Source organism: Hungatella sp. L36 (assembly GCF_014288035.1).
In genome coordinates this window covers 708,196-727,231 of record NZ_JACOPC010000001.1, presented here as the reverse complement: position 1 = coordinate 727,231, position 19,036 = coordinate 708,196, and the positions used below count along the sequence as shown (strand labels likewise).

The following is a 19,036-nucleotide window of genomic DNA, read 5'->3' as shown; positions in this document are numbered from 1 at the left end:
TCCAGCATATTTTTTTGTTTAAATGCAGTATTAATTCCACTTTGTCCTGCTCTTCACCGATATATGGAGGTAACGCCAATGCCGCATCACAGAAAGAAAACCATCGATCAAATGCTGAATGAACACAGCTCTGAACAGGAATACGGTTCCTGCCTGGACTGCGGCGATGACGCCTGCTGCGAATACGATCAGGTCACAAACGTCTATGTATTTTCCTGCCATAACGAGGATTGTCCGCACCACTGGCCGCCCTGTGACACGCCGCGTATCGAAGATGCTCCGGACTGGTTCGCCTGGCCCAGGCCGTAGCAAGGCCGTCTTAGGTCCTCGGTCAATCCTTCGCTCAACCCTTTGGTCAACCCGGTCACCGTTTCAGCCAGCCGCCCAAACTCGTCTATATTCTTCAACATGGGAATGTGGAGAAATACAATTTCCACATCGATCTGTCTCTCTTTAATCTCCCTCATAACGTGGTAATACAGATGATTGCAATAGCTTGTTCCGGCATGCTCAGACAACTTCACCCGGCAGGTTCCTGCACAGAGTCTCTCAATCTGCGCAACAGGGAACCGTGTGGTCAGAATATCCTCTCCTGCCCCAGCCTGCAGTTCCACAGAAATCGCATTTTTCAATCCCGGTTTTTGGCCAAATGCCAGGATCCGGTCGCCCGGTTCCATCACATCGATAATCTGTTTTACACATATCATTTTATCATTTTTTAAGTAAATCTTTTGATCCCCTGCATTAACACAGTCAAGCAGTCTCTTGGAGCTGTTATCCTCTCCCTCAAATCCCGCAAGAATTACCCGCATGTATTTCTACCTCCCGCCATCCCCGTAATGCAGCTCCGCTTCTTCCCATATTTTCCGCCACTCCTCCGATTCCGGTTCCCCGAGATTGTACGTCTCCAGGTCTTCACTTCGTGGATACGCATTCCGGAACGCCTGGGCAATGGCTTCATCCCTGCTGATCAGCAGTGTAAGCGCACTGTCCCACGCCACGATCTCAATATCAGCCATCGGATGCTGAATGGAAATCGGATTTTTCCAGAAACCGGTGTATCCGTCCGCATACGGCAGTCCATAGCTTATCACCTGGCGCAGCGGAACCTCTTTCTTAAATCCCGACAGGACGCCCCAGTACCACGGATAATCCTGCTGCCGGACAATCTCCTCCAGCCGCTCCCCAGGCACCCAGAAGAACGCTTCCCTGCCTAAGTTCCCGCCATACGGCTCCAGCGCCTCCGGATAATTTTCATACCCCGTTATCAGCCAGTTCCGTTCCACGACAGCCGGGAAAATCGCAGAGAGTACCCCGGAAAAATACGAGTAGGCTCTCTCTCCCTTTCTCAGAATCACACCTTTCACAGCCGCTCCTCCCGGCGGTTCACTCACCCGCCGAATTTCGTAAATATGACACGACCAATTCCCATACACAGGATGGTCACCGCATTATAAAACAGGATTACAGGAAAAAACACCTCCGGAATTCTCCAGAAGATCGCAAAATAAGGGACACAGATCAGAAGCCCGATGCAAAAGTTGACAATCCTTAAACGCGGACAGATGTCAGAAATGTTTTTCATATCACTGACCGGGTACAGATTGCCAATGACGAGATAGCTGACCATCTCGGCAAGATGCAGTGTCAAAAACTGCAGAAGAAAGAAATGCAGAAACGGATGTATCTTTCCCATCTGTGACAAAATCACCCCCGTCACCAGAGCCGCCGCCAGATTCACTCCAATTCCGCCATAAGAAACCACCAGATCCCTTCGGGGCGGCAGATGGCCGGCAAGTTCCTCATCGACAGGACGGGGTGTCGAAAAGAACAGATACGGTTTAACCGTCACGTGCAGGAAGCATCTCTTGCATCCGTAAAGCTGGTAAAAAAATGCATGACCGACTTCGTGAAGCCAGATAACGCTGTAAAGCGCCGCATAGCCCAAAACCACATATACTAAAGTTTTCATCACTGCCTCCATTCCCTTGAATTATACACCGCTTTCTTCCGAATTGCATTATCTTTAGGAAGGGAATCTGTCATGCAGCAACTATCGTTCCTGTTCCAACAGCTTCTGATAAATAATCAAATCCTGATCGGTATAGACATCAAATATAACCTGACGGACCGATTCATTCTGCTTTAAAAAACCAACAGCCGTCTCCACCGCGATCTCCGCCGCCCGCTCCTGCGGGAAACAGAATACACCTGTCGAGATACAGCAAAATACAATCGAGGTAATCTGATTTTCCACAGCCAGTTCCAGACAGGAACGGTAACAGTCCGCCAGAAGCCGGCAGTCTGTTCTTCGCAGCGGGCCGGTAATGACCGGACCGACCGTATGCAGAATCGAATCACACGGAAGATTGAAGGCTGGTGTAAGTTTCGCATGCCCCACCGGTTCCTCGTGCCCCTGGGCTTCCATAATCTCATTACAGGCGAGGCGGAGCTGAATGCCCGCATAGGAATGGATAATATTGTCGATACAGGAATGGCAGGGCCGAAAGCACCCCAGCAGCGCACTGTTGGCCGCATTTACAATCGCGCCCGTCTTCAGACGTGTAATATCCCCCTGCCAGAGACAGATCCGGCCGTTCTCCTTTACAGGAGCCAGATCCGCCCCTTCCAGAATGCCGCGCGCGGCATTCTCCTCCGACAGATACAAATCCTGTTCCGCCAGGAACTCCGGATCTGCCGGCATCGGAGGCCTTACGTTCATCAGGGAGCGGATAAGCTGTTTCTGCCCCGCACTATCCTCCGGAATCACTATGCCGCGATACTGAGGCATCTCCTTCTGCATAGCCCGGATCAGATACCTGAGGCGTTCTTCCTGGGTCTTGTAACTCTCATTTTTCAAATCACATCACCTCTCTGACTGCTTCCAGAGCTTCTGCAATGTCCATGTTGACATATAAGGATTTTTCTCTGATCTCCTCCGGCCCCCAGGCTTCTCCCTGATTGATGCAGATATAAAAGCCATGTTTCTCCCTGTCTGTCAGCTGCCAGAACGGATATTTAATGATTCCCGGCGTGTTCATGCCGACTCCCAGTTCCAGAAACACCAGCCTCCTGTTCCGATTCTGTCTTATAAAACCGGTATATCCGGCACAGGCACGCTCCCATGCATCGTCCTCAACGAAGTATCTGTCGCACCGCAGATTGACCTCCATGTCACCGCCGCAGACCGGACATTTCGGCACCAGCTCCGACGGTATTTTCAGATTTTTCTGCCGGGCCACCATGGCTCTTACTTCCTTCTCGTTCTCATACAGCTTCTTATGACAGGCCTTTGCACACTGAAACATACCGTAATCGCCCTGAGCCGCAAAGATCCGTTCTTCCGGAAATCCAGCCAGCTGAAACTGATGATCCACGTTCGTTGTCAGAATAAAGTAATTCCTGTCTTTCACCAGCTGATACAAATCCAGATAGGGCTTTCCAGCCTGAACATCGTAGCGGTTACAATAAATATGCCTGCTCCAGTACGCCCATTTTTCCTCCTGTGTGGGAAACGGGTAAAAACCGGCCGAATACATATCTGTCATACCGTAGTGCTCGATAAAATCACCGAATTTCTCCCGGAAGCGCCTGCCTGTATACGTTAAACCGGCGGCAGCCGACATCCCGGAGCCTGCTCCGACGACGACCGCCTCCGCTTCCTCGATGAATGTCCTCACCGTGGACTGCCATTCGCTCATGGTATTCTCTCCTTTTTTGTGCTCTCACCAGGAATCTCTCATCCGGGAGCGTGTCTGAAAATTAATTTCCGCCGCACTCCAGGACTCCTTCGTCTTCCTGTCTGAATTATAAACCGCTGCAGCCTTTACAGCAAGAACGCACAAAAAAGTGGGATAGTAACCAGTTCGTTTCTTAGTATCCGACAGATACTATTGCTATCTTCATTACCGGTAGAGCACATAGTCCTGCATCTCGCGGATGAAACCGGCCTTTTTTAATAATTCGCCGGCATTTTCCGGATATTCCTTCAAAATCAGGCGCTTCTGCTCAGGAAATAAAAGCTTTCTCTGAAAACAGCGGACGAAATCAGAAAGTACAGCCTCCATCCCTTCTTCCTCAAAGAACCTGAGAACCTTTCCCTGACGCTCCATCACTGCGGCCGTCCTCCCCTGCCGGAAGGCGACAGCTGTCCCCGGCAGATTCATAAAGCTTCTGTCCTCCGGCTGTTCCAGAGCCTTTCCCCATATCTGAGCCGGATCCGCTGCATTCAGCCAGACCACCTCATCATCCGGCTGTTTTAAAGCCGCTGTCACGCTCTCATAGTCCTCTTTCCGGATAAACTGCGCCCCCGACATACCGGATACATAGTATCCGCGTCTCACTTTTCCCGTGTACTCCCAGATCCGAAGCACATCCAGTGCCTTTCTCCAGGTCATTGCCTCCGGCTCCTGCTTAGCTTCGTCCGTACCGCCGGCTGACAGCACATAGGCAGAATCCATACAGGGATCGCATGCTTTGCGGTAGGTCTCTTTACAGAGGACCGCCGCTTCCTTTAAAAACAGGTCCAGCCACTCTTCCATGGTCCTTTTCTTTACTGGACGCACGATATCCCAGCGGCCTGCAGACAGCGCCATCACCCGTGCATTCACCCGCTGTCTCGCCGTTGCCTTCTTCACCTTTTCCCGATTCTGCCACTGTCTCACCGGCACAAAGCTGTCCGCACAGACAAGACCTTTTTCTGCCAGCTTAAGAAGCACCTCCTGAGCGCTGTCCTGCTTCGGTACCTCCGTAAGAAACTTGAGAAAACTGGCTCCCCGGCGCATCAGCTCCTGATACAGCAGCTTCTCATCACCCTCCAGTTCCTCAGAAATCCCGGAAATCGGAGCCTCCCAGTCGATATCTTCATACCGGTAGAAAGCCAGTGTCCCATCAGGCTTCATCTGCCAGAAATAGTCGCCCTGTGCCAAAAGCTTGTCGAGCATGGCCTCTGTGTAATTTTTTACACGCCGTGCAAAAAAGACGGATTCCCAGAATTTGACCGGATACGTCCTTCCGCAGATCTGTTCCACCGCTCGCCTCAGCTGTTCCTCCCCCGGCGCGGCAGCGAAGGCTCTTTCGGCCGCCAGCGCCGCATAATGCGCCGGCGGCTGAGTCACAGCCTCCAGACGCATGCCTTTGATTGAAGCGCGTCTGGCCCTGTCGTAGAGCTTCGCATGGTAAAAGATCCCGTCGTCCTCCACCACGAGTGCTTCTGCCGTCAGCTTTTCCAGTATACATTCCGCCATACCTTCCGGGAAAAAGTACCGCTCACTCACCGCTTCCCTATTCTGCCCGCCGCGGTAATAGAGCATCCGCCGCACGATATGCATGGCCGCTTCCTCATTCCCCTCCAGAAGAGCCAGCTCATACTCTTCCCGGTGTTCTGCTGCAATCCATATCCCAGGCTCCATATAGGAAACTAATTCTCTCTCCGCCAGATTCTTCAGCCACTCCACCGGCACAGGCAGTTCTCCGGCAATTAAATCGCCTTCCATCATCAAAAGGGAATGAAGCTGGTCCTCATCCTCCGGAAGCTTCTTCCGAGCCTGAACCCTGGCCAGCTCCTCCGCCTGCGGCTTTATCATATCTGTCTGCTTCAATTCCTCATAGACAGCCTCACGGATTCCCTGCGTTACCGGCGAATATTCATACATCTCCGCCGCTTCCGCCTGCCACTGGAACGGAAGAGACATGGGCGACGGCACGTCCACACAGACTTCCCGTACTGTAATGAGCCCAGCCCTGATATCGCCCAGGATCTTTATTACGCCGTCGATATCCCACTGGTCCTCCAGGCATTCCCGCTTCGTCTCCCGGATCAGGGGATGGCCCGGTTCGTTAATCAGGGAGGAGAGCATCTCCGTGCTCTTCAGCCGCTGCATCCAGAGCGGCTGACGGCCATTCCGCTTCATTCCCATCATGAGCGCGCGGGCCGCATTATAGCGAAAGGTCATATTGAACAGAGGCGTCAGGGGAAGCGCCGCCTCCAGAACACTCCTGGCCTGTCCCTCCTCGATCTTGAACAGCAGCCCTTCCGGAAGAACGTCATCCCCATAAGGATACAAAAGAAAGCCGTCCTCCTCATCCACGCAGCCGATATCAATTCCGCATAACTGTCTGGCCGTATGCTGCAAAAGAAGAGACAGCGGTGCATTGACCCGTCTCCCAAACAGCGCGTGCACCATGACCTGATTGCTTCCCGTATGATCTCTGAACCGTTCCACAACGATCGTCCTGTCGTCCGGAAGCCCTCCTGTTACCACAATCTGGCGCCTCAAAAATGAAGCCGCGTTGCAGGCCGCTGCGCCGTCGAGGCCAAGCCGGGTAAGCGTGCCTGTCAATGCGTCTGAGCCGCTCACCGGTTGACCATTTTCAGATGATTGGCTATCTCCGCCTGTTGGATCATCCCCGGCCTCCGCCGCCTTTCCCAGCTCCCGGAACAGCCTTCCGAACGCCAGACTGGTGCGAAGCGTCCTGCCTCTCGTCTCCCCCTTCCAGAACGGCAGCCTGGCTCCCTCCGCCGGAACCTGCGTCACTACCACAGTATCCCGGTCCTGGCTGACGATCTTCCATGCAAAAGATCCAAGCACAAACTTATCTCCAATCTGGGATTCATACACGAACTCCTCATCCAGTTCTCCCAGCTTCACTCCCTCCTCCGTCTTCGCCGCGTAGAGCCCCTTATCCGGGATGGTACCTCCTGCCGCGACAGCCAGCATACGGCTGTAGGCGTCACCGGTCACCCGCTCATGAATCCGGTCATAGATCACCCGCGGACGCACCGGAATCTCTCTTCCGTGCTCGTAATCACCAGCCAGCATCCGCAGCACGCCTTTTACGTCCTCTCTCGTCACATCGCGAAAGGAATAAGCCCTGCACAGAATATCCATCACATCATCCACGCTGTACCCGTCGCCTGCCGCCATGGACACCAGATGCTGGGCAAGCACATCGAGACAGAGCCTCGGCGGCTTCGTATGCTCGACTCCGCCCAGTCTGGCGATCTCGGCAGTCATGCCGCAGTAGACGCTCTCCGGTGCTGTCCTGGGATACATATACATCACGCTGACCGACCCCGGATTATGGCCCGCCCGGCCCAGCCGCTGCATCGTACTGGAAACCGTGCGCGGACAGCCGATCTGCAGAACCTGGTCTATCTCACCCACATCGATCCCCAGCTCCATGGAGGAGGTTGCGCACAGAAGCCGGAGCCGTCCTTCTCTCAAGTCCTGCTCTACCTCCGCCCGCTGTTCCTTCGAAAGACTTCCGTGATGAACTCTGGCAAACCCGTCACCGCCCAGCAGGTTGACGTAATAGGCCAGCTTTTCCGCATACCGGCGTCCTTCCGAAAATGCAATCACGCTTCTGCAGTCCAGACACTTCTGATAGACCGCCATCCCCAGTTCTTCCCAGACCGGATCCTTTCTTCTCCCGTTGGCCGGAGTCGTTCCCACCACCTCAATTAAGACCTTCTTCTCCATGGCCGGAGCGCAGATGACTACCGGCTCGGGGGATAAGTATTCCGCAGACAGTTCCAGCGGCTCTATCGTGGCTGACAGGCCGATGCGCTGGAGGTTACGGCCGCAGAGCCGGTCCAGCCTCGCGATGGAAAGCATCAGATGAGCCCCCCGCTTCGTGTCGATCAGAGCGTGAAGCTCATCGATGATCACCGCCTCAGCTGTCTTCACGATCCCCTGGCCCGACCGTGAGGTCAGCATCAGGTAAAGCGATTCCGGCGTGATAATCAGAATATGGGGCGGATGCTTCACCATTCTCTGGCGGTCCTTCTGGGGCGTGTCCCCAGTGCGGATCGCCACAGTGATCTCCTGCTGCCCTTCTTCCCTTTCGATTCCATCAAGCGGCCGTCTCAAGTTTTCCCGTATATCGCCAGCCAGTGATTTCAGCGGCGAGACGTAGATCAGATAGAGCTTTTCCTCCAGCCTTTCCTCCCTGGCCAGCGTACTTAACCGGTCAATAAAAACGAGAAATGCGGACAGCGTCTTGCCGGTACCCGTAGGGGCGCTGACCAGCACCGGCTTCCCTGCTGCGATCGCCGGCCACGCCTCCTCCTGTACCTTTGTCGCTTTCCCGAATGTCTCCGCAAACCAGCCGGCTGTGGGCTCTGAAAAAATCTTAAGAATGTCGTCCGCCATCGTAACCTCCATGCAAATGATTTTTCTAATCATACCATACTTTACTCTGGATTAACAGGCACCTTTTTCCAGCGTTTTAACTCCGGGAAAAACTGTTTCATCATATTCCGCGCCTCTTCCTCACTCATACCGCTGTTCGCTCCTGCCATCATGGGGACACAGCCTTCAATCATCTCTTCCATGGTACAGTCCATCGCAAACGCCCCATCATGATAGCAGTATTTACAGTAATCTTCATTCCTGCTTCCGTCTTCGTTCGTTCCATACAGTTCAGCCGTATCTCCCATCGGCATACCACAGCTCTGACAATACTTTTCTTCCATTTTTCTTCCTCACAGTTCTTTTATCTCAGACTCCTTTGTCTGGATCTTAATCCTATCACGACAAACACGTCAACTGTATGTCATGATTATCCGGGATTTCCGTTTATTTTTACCATCAATTTTCCCGTACCGGGTACTGGAAATTCCTGACCGCTTCATTAAAGTAATCATTGAATGGCCGCATCAGCAGAAACAGCTCCGACGCCCTTTCACAAAAATCCTCCAGATCACAAAGTCCCTCTGTCTCCAGGCGGCATTCAATGTCCCAGCTTTTATACTTTAAGTATTCACTTTGGGGAAAATCAGCGTCATATCCACGGGGAACATTTTTTAAACGCTCCCCGGTCATCGTAAAATGATTTTGAAAATCCGGAGCGGATACAATGGTCTCCAATTCCTCTCCATGGCCGCAGATATAATCACGGATCATTGTCACAGCGTCCTTAAACGGGGCCGCATGCACGCCGCCTCCCAAAAATACATTTCCCGGAGCCAGATTCAGATAGTAGCCGCCCGGAATCGGCGCGCGGCCGGCAGGCGATATATGGGCGCGAAAAGCTGCATGATAAGGGGATTTGTCACGGCTGAATCTCGTATCCCGGTTCAGACGGTATATAAGATTCTTTGGCGGCAGTCCAATCACCGAAGGATCTTTTTCCGCCAGGCGTTCCATCACCATCTGAAGCAGCTCTTCAAACTCTGCCGCCGCCTGTTCCTTAAATGCCTTGTGGTCTGCCATCCATTTTAAGTCATTGTTCCGCTCAAGTTCTTTTAAAAAGTCCATGATACAGTTTTCTCTCATCACACCGCCTCCTATGCATTGGAAATCATAGAATAGCAGTCCGATTTCAGAAATTCATTCAGATACTGCCGCGCTGCCCTTGTCGTCCGGTAGGCTGGCAGGGAAGAAAAGACCAGAGACCGGTCATCGATCTCTTCCATCGCCGTCTTGCACTCCTGAAGGAACTCTGTATTTTCCTCCAGACCGGTAAACTCCGGCTTCTCCGGATTCACCCTGTGAGTCGCGATCGCATAGGAAATCCGTTTACTGCAGGAACAGACCCCTTTACCGCTTAAGCCGCAGTATTCATCCAGAAAACCAGCCATCTTTTTCTTAATTCTGGACAGTCTCTGCCTGTAGGCCTCCGGAGAAATCTCCAGTATCTCGGCTGCCAGACGGCTGTCCACACGAAACATGGTTCCGAGAATGTAAATACAGCGGCTGTCCGTATCCAGGCACTGAAGCATCACGTTCGTACAGGAAAGCTTTAATTCCTGCTCCAGCAGGTTCCGGTCCACCCCCATCGTTAAGTCCGGTATATCCTTTTCTTTTCCGCTCACAATATCTTCGCCGTAGTATTCGAAGCTCAGCGGATGCTGTGCAAACATACTCTTTCTGTAGTTTTTCAGATGATTGACCGCAATGCGGAATACCCAGGTGGTAAAAGCACTCTCCCCACGGAAGGAGGCCAGATTGGTCATTACCCGGATCAGTATTTCCTGCGACGCATCCTCCGCGTCATGAATGGTCCCCAACATACGCAGGGAGAGATTAAAAGCCAGATCCTGCACCCCGGTGAGAAGCTGCTCCAGAGCCCCTTTGTCCCCCTCCGCTGCCAGTCTTACCAGCTTTTGTGTTTCCATTTGTTCCTTTTCGTTCATGTCTTTTTCCTCTCTTTCGCTTTTTGCAAATGACGGTTCCTGCATATCTTATTCCTGCATCCAATTAGACAATTTAATATCAGATTTGTGACATAAAATTTCAAATAAAACAGAAAGTTCTTGAAAGCGCTGGCTTTCTGTGATATTATACAGTTACAAATAAATATAAGTTCTTCGGGGCGGGGTGTGATTCCCCACCGGCGGTATAGTCCGCGACCCACTGTAACAGTGGTTGATCTGGTGTAATTCCGGAACCGACAGTATAGTCTGGATGAGAGAAGAAATTGTGTGACAGGCAGCAGTGCCTGACACGGTTTGATATGAATTATGACGCCCTGGATCAATTATCCAGGGTTTTTTTGAGTTCCGCAAGCCGGACGCTCTGTTCTGTCAGCCGATCATCAGAACTGCAGGAAGCCGCATGATTCCTCTTAGAGATGAACTTACAAAACCAAATTTCAGGAGGATGCAACAATGAAAGAAAACAAACTGCTGTCAACAAAAAATGTGGTATTAATGGGCATGTTCGGCGCGCTCGCCGGTGTTCTGATGATCTTCGAGATACCGCTGCCATTTATCGCACCCAGCTTCTACGGTCTCGATTTAAGCGAGGTGCCGATTCTGGTAGGTACGTTTGCGCTAGGGCCGATTGCCGGCGTCGTCATGGAGATTGTCAAGATCCTGGTTAAATTAGTTTTAAAGCCAACCAGCACCGGATTTGTAGGCGAATTTGCTAATCTGATGATCGGGTGTTCCCTGATTCTGCCGGCAGGCATTATCTACCGCTTCCATAAGACAAAGAAGAGCGCGGTACTTGGCATGGCCGCAGGCGCTGTCATGATGGCTGTAGTCGGTGTTGTCATAAACGTGTATATCCTGATCCCATTCTATTCGAATTTGATGCCGCTGGATACGATTATCCAGGCAGGTGCCGCCATTAATCCAGCAATCAGCAATGTATGGACTTTTGCCCTCATCTGTGTCGGACCGTTCAATATTATCAAGGGTATTACCGTGTCCCTGATTACATCACTCGTATATAAGAGAATCAGCGTCATTATCCACAGTGCCGGAAGATCTGAGAGCCGATCACAGGCACGCACGTAATTTCATCAGGAAAAGGAATCCTATTCTAAAAGATTGTTTAAGAAAGCGCAGCATCTGTGTTCGGATGCTGCGCTTTCTTCACTTTGATACCTCTTTATTCTCTGGGACCCACTATAAAATCCGCATACAGTTCTCTTCTGCTGCCGCCGACCGGCCTTACGCCCTTGATGATCCGATATCTGCCGGACTCCAGTTCTCCATACAGGCGTTCCAGATCCACCGTAAGCGCCTTATAGGAGCCGGAACTCACCTGATAGGTAATGCTGTTCCAGATCACGTCAGGATTCACCGGTACTTCCGTCATCTCCATGCCGTCAATTCTCAGGAGCGTCATCTCGTCTCCAAACAGGACCGGCGATCTGGACTGGTTATTTATCTCCAGAACCAGCTTCTTTTCTAACGCTTCATCCTCCGACCGTTTCAAATCCAAAAACAAATCAGCTTCCGGCTTAAACGGCCGGTCCGCCTCCATCGCCGCAGGATCTTCTCCGACAAAGGAGGCGTCTGTGGAAATAAGAAAGCCGTATTCCGCCCGGCTTCCGTCATCCCAGACGAGTTCCAGCTTAAACCCTCGCAGTATGCCGCCTGTCATATACGCAGACATGTCCGAACTCAGCATCGCGTTCACATTGGGCGTGAGACAGAACCTCATCTCGTGGTTGTCATACTCCAGTTCCGTTGTTATGGTTGACTTTTCATCGTAACGGGGGCTCCCGTCTTCTTTCAGGATATAATCGGAAAGGATCGCCTCGTCCGGCTGCTTATCTCCGGTCAGTTCTATGGTAATCCACCGCCCCAGCGGCAGATACGGAATCTCCCGTTCCTCTTTTGCTAGCACGGTAAATGGCTCCGGTCCGCAGGCCGCCGTACTGACCGTATCGCCGTCATCTCCCGGCTCATTCCACAGGATCACACCGGATGCGCTGGGAATCTCCCTGCTCTTCCTCTCCTGAGTCACTCTGATCTGTGGAAGCGGATCGCCCTTCACCACCTTGAAAAAGTACTGGTAATGGGAGTAATTCTTCTCATCTCCCTGTGAAAATTCCAGCTGCACGTAATAGTCTTTTCCATTTACCGGGATGAGAATATCGGATGGGTTCATCACCTTTCCGCTGTCCACCGTGTCAAATACCATACTGTAGATGATGTAATGAATGGGATTGTCCCCATTCCCCTTAACCTTTATCTTAAAGTCATCCGCATAGAAAACCTCTGGCATATGGTACTCTCCGTCTGTCTCCTTCACGATCTTCTCCGGAGTAAGCCAGAGGCCGCAGGACGCTGTCTCCTGCTCGTTTCCATCTTTATCTGTCTCTGTTGTCAAATTATTCGTCCAGTTCTCCAAAGGCACATAACTGATACCGTTGGATACCACCGTCACTTCCCGTTCTTCCACCGGCTGTTCCGTGGGCCTTTCGGCGGTTTCCTTCGTACATCCGGCCAAAGTAACGGCCAGAACCAGCATTGTAAAAATCATTCGGAAATATCCTGCCATCCGTATTCCCCCTGCCTGCCGCAATCTGATTTCCCCATTCTCTCTTTATCATACCATAAGAGAACAGGAATTTCTTTGCGATAACCTGACGATTTCTTTAATATCCAAATCCATACCAGCGCTTCAGACTCCCCTCGTCAAATACGTATTCCGGCGTCACAAGAGGATAGTTCAGTTCCGCAGCATAGTACCACGGATCGTCCCCGTGAAGGGGATTTTTTATGATCTGAAATTCCTGGGCCGGCATATAGCCCTGAGCCAGCAGAAAGCAGCGGCTGCCGTCTCTGTTCTGCGCCACATCAGCCACCATGACGCAGTGTCCCGGACTCCCGCCCTTTATAAACATGTCTCCCGCCTGGATATCGCTCACATTTACAGGAACCGCCTCCTCGTTTAAGGAGAGTGTACCAGCGTAGATCATCACTGTTCTTAAGTATTTTAAAAACGTCTCATAAGAATCGTCGGAACCGGATTTTGAAACCCAGGAAGTCTTATTTCCATCTACCACCAGTCTCTTTCCTGATTTCCAGGCCGGATAATCCATTAAAAATCCATTGGTTAAATGAAACGCAATTTTATCGTAGTCCCCCATCTTCCAGAAATACTCCGAGTAGATGCGGATAATACTGTCGGCGCACTGCTGCAGATCACCTTCAAACACCGGCATGGAAAATACCGCCGCATGGGCGCTCTGATTTTGTTTCTCACTTCCGTCGTAGAGAAGGACAGGACTCTGATCCGGTTTCATCGCATACCGCCTTAAATATCCCTGAAAGCTTCCCATTTCCCTGGGAATTCTCGTATAGCCTTCCGGTGTAAAGAAGCGTTCCTCCAGAGTCTTTCCTTCCGGATTAATCAGAGAATCCCGCTTTCCCGATGACTGCTCCGGCTCCGTCACCTCATCATCGCCGATCAGATAGATGATCTCCTCCTCTGTCTGCGGTGCAGACGCAGCAGGAACCTGCTCACCGGCATAGGTAATGCTCTGGCCCCCGGTTTTGCATCCCGAAGACAGAACCGCCAATATTAAACTGCCGCATATCACCGTATATCTGATGGTTCCCCTCATACTTTTCCTTTCCATCGTGCACCATGAACTGCCCGCTCCGGCAGGGACTTTCGCTTCTTTTTCATTGTAGCATAAGTCTCCCGCGATTACTACACGGAAAATTGTCAGGGGTCATGCCGCTATTTCTCGAATACAAACCGGATCGCACCGGACTTCTTCTCCCCTGCCTTCACGGTCTGAAGCCCGGATTCACGGACGAATCCTTTTGCAAAAAGGTTAAAACAGTCGGTCGAACAGGACTGGTTTTCGATGCAGAAGAACGGTGCCTTCGGAGTAAACACGACGATATGGCCAAATTCCTCTGTGGCTTCCAGTTTTACCCTGCAGTCGTTATAGAAGATTTCCGCATGCGCTCCCGCCTGGCAGTCCGTATATACGTGATCCAGGGAAAGGCTGTCCACCAACGCGGGTGTGCGTAAATCCGTTACCGTCTCTCCTGCCGGAATCAGCTTCCCGGTAGGAATCTTCTCCTCCGTCATTTCCATGACAGAAGCGGCCGGAACGGTGATCTTCACTGCCTGTTCTCTCTTATTGAAATACGGATGGACCGCGATGCCATAGGACATTTCTCCCTCTCCGCAGTTTTCCACCTCATAGCTCCAGACCACCTCATCAGGCAGCGCCTTGACCGTTATACTTAATATACTTGGGAATGGAAACATCGGGAAATCCGGCTGCGCCTCATTCCACAACAGAACACCAGTCACCAGGGCTGTCTGTCCATCTGCCTCCGCCGCCTTCACCTCGAAGGGCAGATTCTTCACCAGACCATGCATCCTGGCATCATACTGCCTTCCAAAGGCCTGAATCTTTAACTCCTCCGAGCGGTTAGGCGTCGGATAGAGGACCGGTACTCCGTACGTCGCCTTTCTCTGATAGCGTTCCTCTTCCCAGGCGATCATCTGGCGGCCTTCCCAGTCCATCTGATAGATATTCATGCCATCCTCCGGATTCACGAATACTTCCATGGATTCATTCTGAAGAAGGTACCCTTCTTTTCCATTCCAAACGGTTTTCTCAACTTTCATCTTCTCTTCCTCCAGTCAAATCAGCTTGTTTCAGTATAGCACAAACCGTCCTGTTTTTCCACCGCACACGTCCTTTCTGGTGATTTCTTTTCTCAGGAAAGCCCCGCGGCCCTTCTGACCGTCTCTATGGCAGAAGCTTCGTCCACCTCCGCAAACTCTGTGGTATCAACCGTAATCACAGGATCACCGATGAAAAATGGATCCCTCCCCCAGCTGTCCAGAATCCGCAGATCCCGCCTTGCCGAATCTCATTGCACCTATATTACGCAAAAAAACAGCCGGACAGATCACGCGGTAATCACCGCGCAATCCTCCTGCTGTCGTCATTTACTCTCTATATGCTTTTCACTTCATTACTGCCTTATTATCTGAGTCCAGCGGCACTGGCTTCATGACACGCCTGTGCAGCGATCCCCGTCTTATGCGAATGGATTTTCAGACGGATAGAGCATCCCCTTCGGCTGGTTGAATCCGATATCTTCCACGCCCAGATATTTGAATACTTCAAATAATGCCTTTCCGAAATGGCCGAACGCGACTGCTCCGTGGTGTGGATAGTTCTTCTCGATCAAAACGTGACGGTAGAATCTGCCCATCTCCGGGATTGCGAAGATTCCGATGGAACCGAAGGAACGTGTCGCAACCGGAAGAACCTCGCCCTGTGCAACGTAGGCGCGAAGCTGACAATCTGCCGTACTCTGTAAACGGAAGAATGTGATGTCGCCTGGAAGGATATCTCCCTCCAGAGTACCCTGTGTTACTTCCTCAGGAAGCGCTCTTGCCATAATCATCTGATACTTCATGGAACATGCGGAAAGCTTTTTGGAACATGTATTGCCGCAATGGAATCCCATAAAGGTATCCCTGTGTGTATAGTCGTATTTGCCCTTGATATCGCCGTCGTACATGTCATCCGGCACCGTATTGTTGATATCCAGAAGCGTTACCGCATCCTGGCTCACGCAGGTTCCGATAAACTCGCTCAGCGCGCCGTAAATATCTACTTCGCAGGACACCGGGATTCCCATACCGGTCAGACGGCTGTTGACATAGCAGGGAACGAAACCAAACTGTGTCTGGAATGCCGGCCAGCATTTGCCTGCAATGGCAACGTATTTGCGGTAGCCTCTGTGCTCTTCGATCCAGTCAAGAAGCGTAAGCTCATACTGTGCCAGTTTCGGTAAAATCTCCGGCTTTAAGTTGCCCTCGCCCAGTTCTTTCTCCATATCTTTCATCACATCGGCGATTCTCGGATCGTCCGCATGCTTGTTATACGCTTCAAATAAATCCAGCTCGGAGTTCTCCTCAATCTCCACGCCCAGGTTATAAAGCTGCTTAATCGGCGCATTGCAGGCCAGGAAATTTAACGGGCGCGGTCCAAAGCTTATAATCTTTAAGCTGGATAATCCAACCAGTGTTCTGGCGATCGGAAGGAATTCCTCGATCATGTCCGCACATTCTGAAGCGGTTCCTACCGGATATTCCGGAATGTATGCCTTGATATTGCGCAGTCTTAAGTTATAGCTGGCGTTTAACATGCCGCAGTAAGCGTCACCGCGTCCCTGGGTTAAGTTGTCGCCGCTCTCCTCTGCCGCCGCGATAAACATGCTCGGTCCGTCGAAATGTTTTGCGAGCAGTGTCTCGGAGATCTCCGGTCCGAAGTTGCCAAGATAAACGACCAGTGCATTACATCCTGCCGCCTTCACATCCTCCAGCGCCTGTACCATGTGAATCTCACTTTCTACGATACAGACCGGGCATTCATAGATGTTCTTCGCATCATATTTGGCAGCATACGCCTCCACAAGAGCCTTTCTTCTGTTGACAGATAATGATTCCGGGAAACAGTCTCTGCTGACCGCCACAATTCCTACTTTTACTTCTGGTATGTTGTTCATATGTATTTTCCTCCTGATTCTTTCTATTTATTGTTCTGCCTGCTGCTTCACTGCTCATTGCCTACGTGCAGGTTTTCCCCCTTTAAGCCAATAAAAGCATTTGCCGGAAGACCGCCCTCTTCGTGGCCGATCAGCCATTTGTTTCTTGCGAAGAGTAATTCGTCCTCTTTATTCTTAATCTCCAGCGGTTCCATATCTGTGTTGGTTCCCCTTGGAAGGACAACTACACACCGGAAACCTCCGTCTTCTACGTGGCAGGGCGCGTAGTGAAGTGTGGTGCCGTAGACTTCGATTACCGTTCCCGCCGGTACCAGGAAGGCCTCCATCAGAGATGTGTCGTACGTGTAATCTGCCCCGATATCCTGCTGTTTTCCGATGATCAGGACGAGATCCGTCACCGCAATGTTGATCTCGGAGTTTCTGTGGTATTCTACAGCGTTTAACTTCGTATTGTGACCGTTGCAGTAGCCGATCTGAATCGGAAGCTCCCCGTACACATTGTTCTTAATGACTAAAGCCTCAGGCAGCGCCTCCAGCTCCGGAACGGATGGTACGTAGATAACCTCGTCCGGGAGAGGTGTATGTTCCATCTCTTTTAAGATACCGGTTACATCAAGACCGGTAATCACCTTTCCGTAGGCAGAAAACGCTTTGTCTGAAATGTCTTTGATCTGCATTCCCATTTAAGTATTCCTCCTCTTCTCCTATAAAGCAGCAAGCTTCTTATAGCTGTTCTTCAAATTCCCATAAAGCTCTTTATAGAGTTCATGGTACGCCTTATATTTGCCAACCACACTCGAATCCGCTCCGGTGCTCTGTGCCTCAGAAATCAGCTCGTCGCAGGCCTCCTCCACGCTTTCGTAGATTCCGCATCCGACTCCGGCCAGAATCGCCACGCCGAGTGCCGGACCTTCCGTCTGTCTCACCGTATTCACACTGCAGTCATATAAATCTGCCAGCATCTGTCTCCACACAGGGCTCTTGCCGCCTCCGCCGCAGGCCATCATACTGTCAACATCGATGCCCATCTCCTTTAAAATGTCATTGCAGTCAGAGAGAGAGTAGGAAACACCTTCCATGACGGCACGCAGCATATGAGCCTTCGTATGAATCGCAGAGAGTCCAAAGAACACGCCGCGGCAGTCCGGATCCAGATGGGGCGTTCTCTCCCCCATCAGATAGGGAAGATAAATCAGCTTATCACTGCCAACCGGGATATTGGCAATATCACGATTGATCAGGTCATAAACGTCCACGTCCTGTCTCGCAGCCTCTTCCACATAGTCCTGACAGAAATTATCCTTAAACCATTTTAAAGAAAGTCCGGCCGCCTGCGTCACGCCCATGACATGCCACGTTCCTGGCACTGCCGCGCAGCACGTATGCACGCGCCCCTTTGGGTCGATCGTCACCTGGCTGCTGTGTGCAAACACGACCCCGGAGGTTCCGATCGTCGTAAATGCCGTTCCGTCCTTTACGACTCCGGTACCGACTGCCGCAGCCGCATTGTCACCGGCGCCGCCCACCACCTTTGTCTCTGTGGAAAGTCCCGTCTTCTCCGCGATATCCGGCAGAACCGTTCCCGTAACCTCGCAGGACTCAAAGACTTTGCCGAGAAGAGCTTTATCAATGTTCAGTTTCTCCAGCACCTCATCCGACCAGCAGCGGTTCGGCACATCGAGAAGCTGCATCCCACTGGCATCCGACACCTCAGTCGCAAATACACCGGTCAATATGTAACGGATATAGTCCTTTGGAAGCAGAATATGCCTGCATCGCTCATAATTCTCCGGCTCGTGATTTCTCACCCATAAGATCTTCGCCGCTGTCCAGCCTGTCAGAGGCGGATTGGCCGTAATCTCAATCCAGCGTTCCCGGGGCATGATCTCCAGCATCTCTTCCACTTCTTCTCCGGTCCTCTGGTCACACCAGATAATGGAAGGACGGATCACATTCCCAGCTTCATCGAGCATGACAAGTCCGTGCATCTGACCGGAAATACCAATTCCCTTTACCTCGTCCTTTCCCGCTCCCGCCTTTTTCACCACGTCTTCCACGGTGGCAATCACCGCGTCCCGCCAATCCTCGGGTTTCTGCTCCGCCCAGCCGTTATGCGGCTGATACAGCGGATACTCCCTCGAAGCCGATGCAATTATATTGCCTTTTTTATCGAACAGCACGGTCTTCGTCGCCGATGTCCCCACATCAATACCAATTAAATATTCCATTTGCTGCCTCCTTACCTGTTTCACGCAATTTGCCATAGTTTCATTATACCGTTTTCCGCCAGATTACGTGAGC

Annotated in this window: 17 protein-coding genes and 1 riboswitch; of the genes, 1 reads left to right on the top strand and 16 read right to left on the bottom strand. The window is 51.6% G+C overall.

Features of this window, described 5'->3' with window-relative positions; translation table 11 throughout:
• Positions 1-30: 30 nt before the first annotated feature.
• From H8S80_RS03110 to H8S80_RS03065, 10 genes are all read right to left on the bottom strand, one after another.
• Positions 31-222 (bottom strand): hypothetical protein, encoded by a 192-nt coding sequence (locus H8S80_RS03110; protein ID WP_181987849.1) that lies wholly within the window; start codon positions 220-222, stop codon positions 31-33.
• A complete protein-coding gene (locus H8S80_RS03105) occupies positions 204-812 on the bottom strand; it encodes a pyroglutamyl-peptidase I family protein (protein WP_117630215.1) in 609 nt (202 codons plus the stop codon). Before H8S80_RS03105 ends, H8S80_RS03110 begins: the two co-directional genes overlap by 19 nt.
• A gap of 6 nt (positions 813-818) precedes the next feature.
• Positions 819-1,367, bottom strand: coding sequence for a hypothetical protein (locus tag H8S80_RS03100; protein WP_117630214.1), 549 nt, complete (start codon positions 1,365-1,367; stop codon positions 819-821).
• Positions 1,368-1,390: 23 nt separating this feature from the next.
• Entirely contained in the window at positions 1,391-1,972 is a 582-nt protein-coding gene (locus tag H8S80_RS03095; RefSeq protein WP_117630213.1) for a hypothetical protein, read from the bottom strand.
• A gap of 81 nt (positions 1,973-2,053) precedes the next feature.
• On the bottom strand, positions 2,054-2,860 hold the full coding sequence (locus H8S80_RS03090; protein ID WP_117630212.1) for a protein-ADP-ribose hydrolase: 807 nt from the start codon (positions 2,858-2,860) through the stop codon (positions 2,054-2,056).
• Position 2,861: 1 nt separating this feature from the next.
• Positions 2,862-3,701: an SIR2 family NAD-dependent protein deacylase gene (locus tag H8S80_RS03085; protein WP_002600357.1), complete on the bottom strand. Its 840-nt coding sequence runs from the start codon at positions 3,699-3,701 to the stop codon at positions 2,862-2,864.
• A gap of 204 nt (positions 3,702-3,905) precedes the next feature.
• Positions 3,906-8,153 (bottom strand): DEAD/DEAH box helicase, encoded by a 4,248-nt coding sequence (locus H8S80_RS03080; RefSeq protein ID WP_117630211.1) that lies wholly within the window; start codon positions 8,151-8,153, stop codon positions 3,906-3,908.
• A 41-nt stretch (positions 8,154-8,194) separates the two neighbouring features.
• A complete protein-coding gene (locus H8S80_RS03075) occupies positions 8,195-8,476 on the bottom strand; it encodes a zinc ribbon domain-containing protein (protein ID WP_117630210.1) in 282 nt (93 codons plus the stop codon).
• Between the two features lie 115 nt (positions 8,477-8,591).
• Positions 8,592-9,278 carry a DUF2461 domain-containing protein gene (locus tag H8S80_RS03070; protein WP_002600360.1) on the bottom strand — a complete coding sequence of 229 codons (687 nt, stop codon included), beginning with the start codon at positions 9,276-9,278 and terminating at the stop codon, positions 8,592-8,594.
• A gap of 11 nt (positions 9,279-9,289) precedes the next feature.
• Positions 9,290-10,138 carry an RNA polymerase sigma factor gene (locus H8S80_RS03065; RefSeq protein WP_117630498.1) on the bottom strand — a complete coding sequence of 283 codons (849 nt, stop codon included), beginning with the start codon at positions 10,136-10,138 and terminating at the stop codon, positions 9,290-9,292.
• Between the two features lie 166 nt (positions 10,139-10,304).
• A riboswitch (FMN riboswitch) is annotated at positions 10,305-10,425 on the top strand.
• Positions 10,426-10,612: 187 nt separating this feature from the next.
• On the opposite strand from H8S80_RS03065, the gene H8S80_RS03060 reads away from it, so the two are divergent.
• Complete coding sequence (locus tag H8S80_RS03060) at positions 10,613-11,245, top strand: ECF transporter S component (RefSeq protein WP_002600362.1); 633 nt, start codon at positions 10,613-10,615, stop codon at positions 11,243-11,245.
• A gap of 94 nt (positions 11,246-11,339) precedes the next feature.
• Here H8S80_RS03060 and H8S80_RS03055 read toward each other — a convergent pair whose 3' ends face one another.
• The 6 genes from H8S80_RS03055 to xylB all read right to left on the bottom strand — a co-directional run bounded on the left by H8S80_RS03055 (position 11,340) and on the right by xylB (position 18,963).
• Positions 11,340-12,740 carry an immunoglobulin-like domain-containing protein gene (locus H8S80_RS03055; protein ID WP_117630209.1) on the bottom strand — a complete coding sequence of 467 codons (1,401 nt, stop codon included), beginning with the start codon at positions 12,738-12,740 and terminating at the stop codon, positions 11,340-11,342.
• 97 nt (positions 12,741-12,837) lie between these two features.
• Positions 12,838-13,809: a DUF4846 domain-containing protein gene (locus H8S80_RS03050; RefSeq protein ID WP_117630208.1), complete on the bottom strand. Its 972-nt coding sequence runs from the start codon at positions 13,807-13,809 to the stop codon at positions 12,838-12,840.
• A 119-nt stretch (positions 13,810-13,928) separates the two neighbouring features.
• The gene (locus H8S80_RS03045) at positions 13,929-14,837 is read right to left on the bottom strand and encodes an aldose 1-epimerase (protein WP_117630207.1); all 909 of its coding nucleotides are present in this window, start codon (positions 14,835-14,837) and stop codon (positions 13,929-13,931) included.
• 419 nt (positions 14,838-15,256) lie between these two features.
• Positions 15,257-16,735 (bottom strand): L-fucose/L-arabinose isomerase family protein, encoded by a 1,479-nt coding sequence (locus H8S80_RS03040; RefSeq protein ID WP_117630206.1) that lies wholly within the window; start codon positions 16,733-16,735, stop codon positions 15,257-15,259.
• 47 nt (positions 16,736-16,782) lie between these two features.
• On the bottom strand, positions 16,783-17,418 hold the full coding sequence (locus H8S80_RS03035; protein WP_117630205.1) for a DUF4867 family protein: 636 nt from the start codon (positions 17,416-17,418) through the stop codon (positions 16,783-16,785).
• Positions 17,419-17,439: 21 nt separating this feature from the next.
• The gene (gene xylB, locus H8S80_RS03030) at positions 17,440-18,963 is read right to left on the bottom strand and encodes a xylulokinase (RefSeq protein WP_117630204.1); all 1,524 of its coding nucleotides are present in this window, start codon (positions 18,961-18,963) and stop codon (positions 17,440-17,442) included.
• Between the last annotated feature and the right edge of the window lie 73 nt (positions 18,964-19,036).